Here is a 600-nt window from a genome sequence, read left to right as displayed (position 1 = left end):
TGAGGCGTTTGTTATGCATATTTTGCAAATAGTTCCTCAAACCTTAAGAAAGCTTCTTTTTGTAAAAAATTGCGAGCTTCCAAGTAATCTGTTCGAAACTCTTTCTGTAAATGCTCAACAGTGACCTCAACACCAAATTTATTTAGAAATAACTGAAGCTCATCGTCAGCATTCTCTTTGTGCAAGCTCTGTTTTGTTGGCATTTCGTGAACTATTGTCAATACTTTCGAGATAAATGCGTGGGACTCTGAGCTTAATAACTCTTTATCACAAGCTTTTAGCTTTAACTTTTGAAGACGCTTGAATGTACGATCTAAAAGCTCACCATCCAAGTTAGAACCATCAAATTTCTTAACAATATGTAAGCAGTCAAAAAGCTCTAATGTAATTTGATTACGTTCTGCACGTTGAGCTATTTTTTTCTGTGCTCTCGCATAATATGTCGCAAACCCAGCAGCAATGAGAGACACCACTGAGATAAGCAAAGATGCACCTGCAACAAGCAATGTTACATAGTCTATTGTCCTTGGCAAAGCCGCATTATTAATTGCTGTGACTAACTCTTCCAATCTTTCCTCCAATATGCATAACGCCCGCCTA

General features: G+C 37.7%; 1 protein-coding gene. It reads right to left on the bottom strand.

Annotated elements, in window-relative coordinates:
- Positions 1-11: 11 nt before the first annotated feature.
- The coding region (locus GOU96_RS18105) for a hypothetical protein (RefSeq protein WP_324702113.1) at positions 12-600 on the bottom strand (589 nt) is incomplete at its 5' end.

Source organism: Vibrio sp. R-1 (assembly GCF_035615595.1).
GTDB classification, from domain to species: domain Bacteria; phylum Pseudomonadota; class Gammaproteobacteria; order Enterobacterales; family Vibrionaceae; genus Vibrio; species Vibrio cholerae.
The sequence above is the reverse complement of the archived record's forward strand: the minus strand, read 5'-3'. Positions and strand labels throughout refer to the sequence as shown.